Annotated in this window: 7 protein-coding genes and 1 pseudogene; 6 read left to right on the top strand and 2 right to left on the bottom strand. The window is 64.7% G+C overall.

Going from position 1 to position 6481, the window contains the following annotated elements; translation table 11 throughout:
• Positions 1-106 precede the first annotated feature (106 nt).
• Positions 107-1096, bottom strand: coding sequence for an IS481 family transposase (locus ABD774_RS21040; RefSeq protein WP_345045612.1), 990 nt, complete (start codon positions 1094-1096; stop codon positions 107-109).
• 237 nt (positions 1097-1333) lie between these two features.
• Between ABD774_RS21040 and ABD774_RS21035 the strand changes: the two genes are divergently transcribed.
• The 6 genes from ABD774_RS21035 to ABD774_RS21010 all read left to right on the top strand — a co-directional run bounded on the left by ABD774_RS21035 (position 1334) and on the right by ABD774_RS21010 (position 6154).
• Entirely contained in the window at positions 1334-2212 is an 879-nt protein-coding gene (locus ABD774_RS21035) for a class II fructose-bisphosphate aldolase (RefSeq protein ID WP_345045610.1), read from the top strand.
• Positions 2209-2982 carry an HAD-IA family hydrolase gene (locus tag ABD774_RS21030; RefSeq protein WP_345045607.1) on the top strand — a complete coding sequence of 258 codons (774 nt, stop codon included), beginning with the start codon at positions 2209-2211 and terminating at the stop codon, positions 2980-2982. Before ABD774_RS21035 ends, ABD774_RS21030 begins: the two co-directional genes overlap by 4 nt.
• A gap of 18 nt (positions 2983-3000) precedes the next feature.
• A complete protein-coding gene (dhaL, locus tag ABD774_RS21025) occupies positions 3001-3642 on the top strand; it encodes a dihydroxyacetone kinase subunit DhaL (RefSeq protein WP_345045605.1) in 642 nt (213 codons plus the stop codon).
• Positions 3643-3691: 49 nt separating this feature from the next.
• A complete protein-coding gene (gene dhaK / locus ABD774_RS21020; protein WP_068751136.1) occupies positions 3692-4687 on the top strand; it encodes a dihydroxyacetone kinase subunit DhaK in 996 nt (331 codons plus the stop codon).
• A gap of 194 nt (positions 4688-4881) precedes the next feature.
• Positions 4882-5601, top strand: coding sequence for an MIP/aquaporin family protein (locus ABD774_RS21015; RefSeq protein ID WP_345045600.1), 720 nt, complete (start codon positions 4882-4884; stop codon positions 5599-5601).
• A gap of 133 nt (positions 5602-5734) precedes the next feature.
• Positions 5735-6154 (top strand): GlcG/HbpS family heme-binding protein, encoded by a 420-nt coding sequence (locus ABD774_RS21010; protein ID WP_042540859.1) that lies wholly within the window; start codon positions 5735-5737, stop codon positions 6152-6154.
• A gap of 200 nt (positions 6155-6354) precedes the next feature.
• Here the strand turns inward: ABD774_RS21010 and ABD774_RS21005 are convergent.
• A pseudogene (locus ABD774_RS21005) lies at positions 6355-6481 on the bottom strand (IS5/IS1182 family transposase); the annotation flags it as partial.

The raw sequence follows: 6481 nt of genomic DNA, 5'->3' as shown, positions 1-6481 counted from the left end.
CGGACGACCTGCTCCGGGGTGTGACGCTTCCTGCTGTTCGACATGATCTGACCAGTCTCCCTGCCCGAACCCTCGGGCAACAGGACGACTCTCAGAACCACCGGACCTACGAGAAGGGGTCAGCCCAGATCCTGCGGATGGGCGGGGCTCCGATCGCGGAGTGGTGCCTGTGATGATTGTAGAAGTGCAACCAACCCGGCAGCGCCGCGCGGCGTTCGGCTTCTGATCCGTAGAACCGGGCATAGGCCCAACCATCGGCGAGGGTGCGGTGGAACCGCTCGATCTTCCCATTCGTCTGCGGCCGGTAGGGGCGGGTCTTCTTCGCTGTGATTCCAGGCTCCGTGCAGGTATCGCGCCAGGCATATGACTTGTAGGCGGAGCCGTTGTCTGAGAGGACACGCTCGACCGTGACACCACGGTCGGCGAACCAGGCGACAGCGCGGCGCAGGACACCGATCGCGGTGTCCGCTTTCTCGTCCGAGCAGATCTCGGCGTAGGCGACGCGGGAGTGGTCGTCGATGACGGTGTGAACGAACGCGGTGCCCAGGCGCGGCTCATAGCGGTGGTTCCGGCTCTGCAGACGAGAAGCGGTGGCCTCGCGGTTGCGCTCGCCCTGGACTCGGCCAACGTAACGGTGCCCGCCGCCATCGGGGATGTTGCCGAACTTGGTGACGTCGACATGGAGCAGCGAGCCGGGATGATCATGCTCGTACCGGCGGATCGGCTCACCGCTGACCCGGTCGATATGGCTGAGTCTGTTGATCCGGCATCGCACCAGGACTGCGTGGACGGTCGAGGCGGGCAGACCGAGCTCGCCAGCGATCTGGACCGGGCCGAGACGGCGTCGCCACCTCGCTTTCACGATCTTCTTGACCACGGGCAGCGGTGTCCTCGCCGGCATCGACCGTGGGCGGCTCGATCGATCCGTCATCCCGGTCGGCCCCTCGGCTCGGAACCTGGCAGCCCACTTCCTGGCTGTGACGGGCGAGACCATGAACATCTTCGCCGCCAGGGACGGCGGCCAGCCGTCCTCGACGATCAGGCGCGCCAGCCGAAGACGAGCGCGTGGTGTCAGGGCAGCGTTAGCGTGGGACATGAGGGCCTCCTGGTTCGTGAAGCGGTTGAACTCAACAGCTCCACTTCACAACCGGAGGCCCTCGCTTTTCAGCTCCTCATAGCCGTGTCGCCGAAACAACGTCCCTGGACATCACACCTAGTCGGTCTTGTATAGAGTTGTATAGCCATGTACTCTGGACCAAAAGGACCGGAACGAAAGATGTTCTGGCCCGAGCTCGCTGAGGCAGAGCCTGACACAAGGAAGTGAGATCGGACTATGGCCGTATCAACTCGTCGTCTCACGACGGGAGCGCGGAAGCACGGATACGCGGTTCCCGCCGTGAACGTCTTCGACGAGATCAGCATGCGCGCGGTCATCGCCGCAGCCGAGGAGAAGGACTCGCCTCTGATTGTCCAGATCTCGACAAAGACTGTTCGCACCTCGGGGACCGCTTTCATCACGAGCCTTTTCCAGGCGCTCACGCGGCACACATCCGTGCCGGTCGCGCTCCACTTGGATCACTGCCCGGACCGTTCTGTCCTCTCTGACGTCATTGCCGCCGGGTGGTCATCGGTTCTCTTCGATGCTTCTGACCGTGATCTTGCTGACGCAGAGCGTGAGACGACGGAAGTCGTCAAGGAGGCTCACGCAGCGGGCGTCGACGTCGAATCCGAGATCGAGAACATCCTCGGGGTCGAAGACGGAGTCGGCAGCGACGAAGCCCACCACGCGTATACCGTCGACCAGCTCGCAGCCATCGCGGAGCGCACCGGCGCTGACCTGCTCGCCCCGCAGTTGGGCACGAGCCACGGCCTGTTCACGTCCAAGCCGACCCTTCTCCCTGAGCGCGTCCGCGAACTCGCGCACCTCACGGACAAGGGAATTGTTCTTCACGGGGGAACCGGCCTTGAGCCGGCCGACTTCCGCGCCTTCATCAACAATGGCGTCTCCAAGATCAACATCTCCACAGCCGTCAAGCACGCGTACATGCAGGCATCGGCGGAGCATCTCGATTGGGCGCGCGCCAACAACCATTGGGATCCGCCGAAGTTGATGACTGCCATCGGTGATGCTGTCACCAGCGTCATCGGTGACCACATCGAATGGTTCGGCTCCGATGGCACGGCAGCCAAGGCGAAGGCCGTCAAGCCGTGACTCGCGCCCTGATCTTCGACTGCGACGGAGTGCTCGCAGACACCGAGCGCGATGGTCACCTGCCCGCCTTCAACGACACCTTCGCGCATTTCAACCTTCCCGTGCACTGGTCCGAGGAGGACTATGCCGAGAAGGTACGAATCGGCGGCGGCAAGGAGCGTCTCGCCTCGCTTCTCACCAGCGACTTCATTGCGTCGGCGAACTTGCCCACCGACGAAGCTGCACAGATCGAGCTCGTCAAGCGGTGGCACCGCTTCAAGACCGACCGCTATACAGCGAAGGTTCGAGCTGGTGAGATGCCGGGGCGGCCCGGAATCGCCCGAATCGTCGCTGCTGCACACGACGCAGGATGGCTGCTCGCTGTCGCATCCACGTCCGCCGAAGAATCGGTGCGCGCCGTGCTGGAACATGCGGTCGGTGCAGAGTCCGCCTCCTGGTTCCGTATCTACGCGGGAGACGTGGTCCCGGCGAAGAAGCCGGCACCGGACATCTACCTGCTCGCTCTGCGGGACCTCGGTGTCGACGCGGCGGACGCTGTGGTCATCGAAGACAGCCAGAACGGGCTGCGGGCCGCCGCCGCGGCCGGCATCACCACGGTCGTGACGGTGTCCAGTTACACCGCCGACGAGGACTTCACCGAGGCGGCACTGGTCGTTGACAGCCTGGGTGACCAGCCGCAGACGCCAGCGCGCTTCCTTTCCAACCCGCGTGGCGTCGAGGAGACCGGTCAGGTCACCCTCGACACCCTCACTGCCCTCACCACCCGATAACCGAACCCGAGGATCATCATGAGCAGCACCTTCAGCCAGGCGGGCGCCGCCCGCGTCGAGGGCGTCATCAAGCTCATCGCACAGACGTGCGTCGACAACGAGAAGTACTTCAGCGACCTGGATGCCGTCGCCGGCGACGGCGACTTCGGATACTCGCTCGCTCGCGGATTCGAGAACGTCATCGCCGAATGGGACGAGTACGAGCGGTCGGATCTCAGCACCTTCATCCAGAAGGTTGCGACAACGATGTCCGGCCGTATCGGTGGCACGTCCGGCCCGATCTGGGGCACGGCGTTCCTTCGCGCCGCTATCTCCGTGAAAGACAAGAACGACGTCAGCCCGGCCGATGTGGTCGCGATGCTTCGCTCGGCCGTCGAGGGCATCATGAAGCGCGGCGGCGCCTCCCTCGGAGACAAGACGCTGCTCGACGCTCTGGTCCCGCTCACCGATGCCATCGAGGCGGACCTCGATAAGGGTCTGGACGGCAAGGCCGTCGCTCAGCACGCAGCCGAGGTCGCACGCACCGCCGCCGAAGAGACCGCGAAGCTCGAGGCACATCGAGGCCGCGCGTCCTACACCGGTGAGCGCAGCATCGGCTCCCCCGACCCAGGCGCCATCGCGATGGCAGTGCTCGCCGAGCGCATCGCCGACACCTGGTAACGACTTACCCTCCCTCCACCCCCATCCGACACAAAGAAGTGAGAACACAATGAAGAAGTTCATCAACGACCCGAAGGCGTTCGTTCCGGAGATGCTGAAGGGTCTGGCCCTGGCGAACCCTGACACGCTCACGTACGACCCGAAGTACAACCTCATCGTCCGCGCCGATGCGCCCAACAACGACAAGGTCTCCATCATCCAGGGCTCCGGCTCCGGCCACGAGCCCGCACACGTGATGATTGTCGGCAAGGGCATGCTGGACGCCGCCTGCCCCGGTGACGTGTTCGCCGCCCCGCCCACCGATTTCGTCGTCGAGGCCGCACGCCGCGTCAAGAGCGACAAGGGTGTGCTGCTGCTGGTGAACAACTACACCGGCGACAAGATGGCGTTCGAAATGGCAGAAGAGCTCGCTGCCGCAGAGGGCATCAAGGTGCGCACCCTCTTCATCGACGACGACGTCGCGGTGAAGGACTCGCTGTACACCATCGGTCGCCGCGGCGTGGCCGGCAACTTCTTCGTCATCAAGGCCGTCGGCGCTGCCGCTGAGGCCGGCAAGGACCTCGACGAGATCGTCCGGATCGGCGAGAAGGTCAACGCCGTCACCCGCACCATGGGCGTGGCGCTCACCGCCTGCACCCCGCCCGCCAAGGGTGAGCCGCTGTTCGAGATCGGCGACGACGAGATCGAGGTCGGCATCGGTATCCACGGTGAGCCCGGCCGTGCACGTCAGAAGTGGGTCCCGGCGAACGAGATCGTCGACCTGCTTCTGGAGCCCATCGTGAGCGACATCCCCTACAGCAGCGGCGATGACGTCGCGCTGATGGTGAACGGTCTCGGTGGCACCCCCATCAGCGAGCTGTACCTTCTGTACGGCATCGCACACGAGAAGCTCGCGGCCCAGGGAATTACCCCAACCCGTAGCTATGTCGGCGAGTACTGCACCTCGCTGGACATGGCGGGCGCGTCCATCACGCTTGTCAAGCTTGACGACGAGATTCGCGAACTTCTCGAGGCTCCCGCGGAGATCCCGATCCGCACCTTCTGAGCAGCCCCCCGCTGTGCGGCGTAGGTCACGCTGCGCCGCACAGTCCCGTACCGAGCGCGCCCGGGTAGACCGCGATTGACCTTCCACCTTCTACCCGGGCGCCGCCCCCTCGCACCACCACCATGTGTGACCACGCGCACCCGAGCGCGTGGTTTGACCTGCGCGGACGCAGACGTCCGCGGAAAGGAAACACCATGGACCTCGGATTGATCTTCCTCTCCGAAACGGTCGGAACGGCCCTGCTACTTCTGCTGGGTTGCGGAGTCGTCGCCAACGTCTCCCTCATCAAGAGCAAGGGTCTCGGATCAGGATTCCTCGCGGTCAGCATCGGCTGGGGTCTCGCCGTCTTCGCTGGAGTCACGGCATCGTACTCCTCGGGCTCGCACCTCAACCCGGCCGTCAGCATCGCCCTGCTGATCCTCGGAAACATCACATTCGTGCAGTTCCTCGTCTACATTGCCGCTCAGCTCGTCGGTGCCATGCTCGGAGCGCTCCTGGTCTGGATCACATACCGGCGCCACTTCGACGAAGAGCCCGACCCCGCCACGAAGCTCGGCGTCTTCTCGACCGGTCCTGCCATCCGTGCCTACGGCTCCAACCTCGTCACGGAGGTCATCGGAACGTTCGTCCTCGTGTTCGGCATCCTCGCCTTCACCAATGGAGGCACCCCCGCGGAACTCGGCGCCCTGCCCGTCGCCTTCCTGGTCATCGGTATCGGTATCAGCCTCGGCGGCCCCACCGGTTACGCCATCAACCCCGCGCGCGACCTCGGGCCTCGCATCATTCACGCCATCCTCCCCATCAAGGGCAAGGGCACCTCCGACTGGGCGTACTCCTGGGTGCCCGTGGCCGGCCCGCTCATCGGAGGCGCGCTCGCCGCCGCGCTCTCCATCGCACTGCTTCCCGTCGCCTGACGGGAACTTTCAACCCCTCGGCCGGCCCATGTCTGTCAGGCCTTCATCGGGGCCGGCCGAGGCTCCACCCCAGTCGTCGCTCACGCGACGCCTAACACCCGCAACACCTGACCTTCAATGAAGAGGAGACACCATGTCGAACCCCAAGATCCAGGACACCATCACCCTTGAGGACGCTCGCCGCGTCATCGATGCCGCCATCGCGCGCGCTGAGGAGATCGGACAGCCCCAGGACATCGCCGTCGTCGACGCCGGAGGCAACCTCAAGGCACACGTGCGGATGGATACTGCGAACATCGGCAGCATCCACATCGCCATCAACAAGGCGTACACGTCCATCGCTTTCCAGACCCAGACCAAGGACCTCACCGAGGCAACGCGCCCGACAGGCGACCTGTACGGCCTCAACGACGCTCACGGCGGCCGCATCGTCGTGTTCCCCGGAGGGATCCCGCTCGTCCGTGACGGTGTCATCGTCGGAGCCATCGGAGTGTCCACCGGCAGTATCGAAGAGGACCAGACGGTGGCTGAGGCCGGAGCCGCCGCGCTCTGACTTCGGGCTGCACGAGCTGGCGCCGATCCCTGTTGCGCGGGATCGGCGCCGGTTGCATTCACGGAGTTGCTCAAATACGCGAGATCGCCTCCGGAACACACTACGGTGACTTCGGGTCGTCGCATCGACGAGGGATACACAAGAAAGCGGGAGACAGGTGGCGACACTGGAGGAACGGCTCGCAAACTGGACGGGACCGTCTAGGACGTGTCTCCCAATAGCCGTTGCCAGGTCAGGATGGCGCTGAGGGTGACGCCGGCGCGGTAGGTGATGGCGAGTTTGTCGTACCGGGTCGCGATGCCGCGCCACTGCTTGGCGAGAGCGAAG

Source organism: Georgenia daeguensis (genome assembly GCF_039537705.1).
Lineage (GTDB): Bacteria > Actinomycetota > Actinomycetes > Actinomycetales > Actinomycetaceae > Georgenia > Georgenia daeguensis.
This window is presented reverse-complemented; position numbering and strand designations above follow the sequence as displayed.

What these genes read in the sequence shown, in the direction of transcription:
- ABD774_RS21040 (WP_345045612.1), bottom strand. Translation starts at nt 1,096, where the DNA reads ATGTCCCACGCTAACGCTGCCCTGACACCACGCGCTCGTCTTCGGCTG.
- ABD774_RS21035 (WP_345045610.1), top strand. Translation starts at nt 1,334, where the DNA reads ATGGCCGTATCAACTCGTCGTCTCACGACGGGAGCGCGGAAGCACGGA.
- dhaL (WP_345045605.1), top strand. Translation starts at nt 3,001, where the DNA reads ATGAGCAGCACCTTCAGCCAGGCGGGCGCCGCCCGCGTCGAGGGCGTC.
- dhaK (WP_068751136.1), top strand. Translation starts at nt 3,692, where the DNA reads ATGAAGAAGTTCATCAACGACCCGAAGGCGTTCGTTCCGGAGATGCTG.
- ABD774_RS21015 (WP_345045600.1), top strand. Translation starts at nt 4,882, where the DNA reads ATGGACCTCGGATTGATCTTCCTCTCCGAAACGGTCGGAACGGCCCTG.
- ABD774_RS21010 (WP_042540859.1), top strand. Translation starts at nt 5,735, where the DNA reads ATGTCGAACCCCAAGATCCAGGACACCATCACCCTTGAGGACGCTCGC.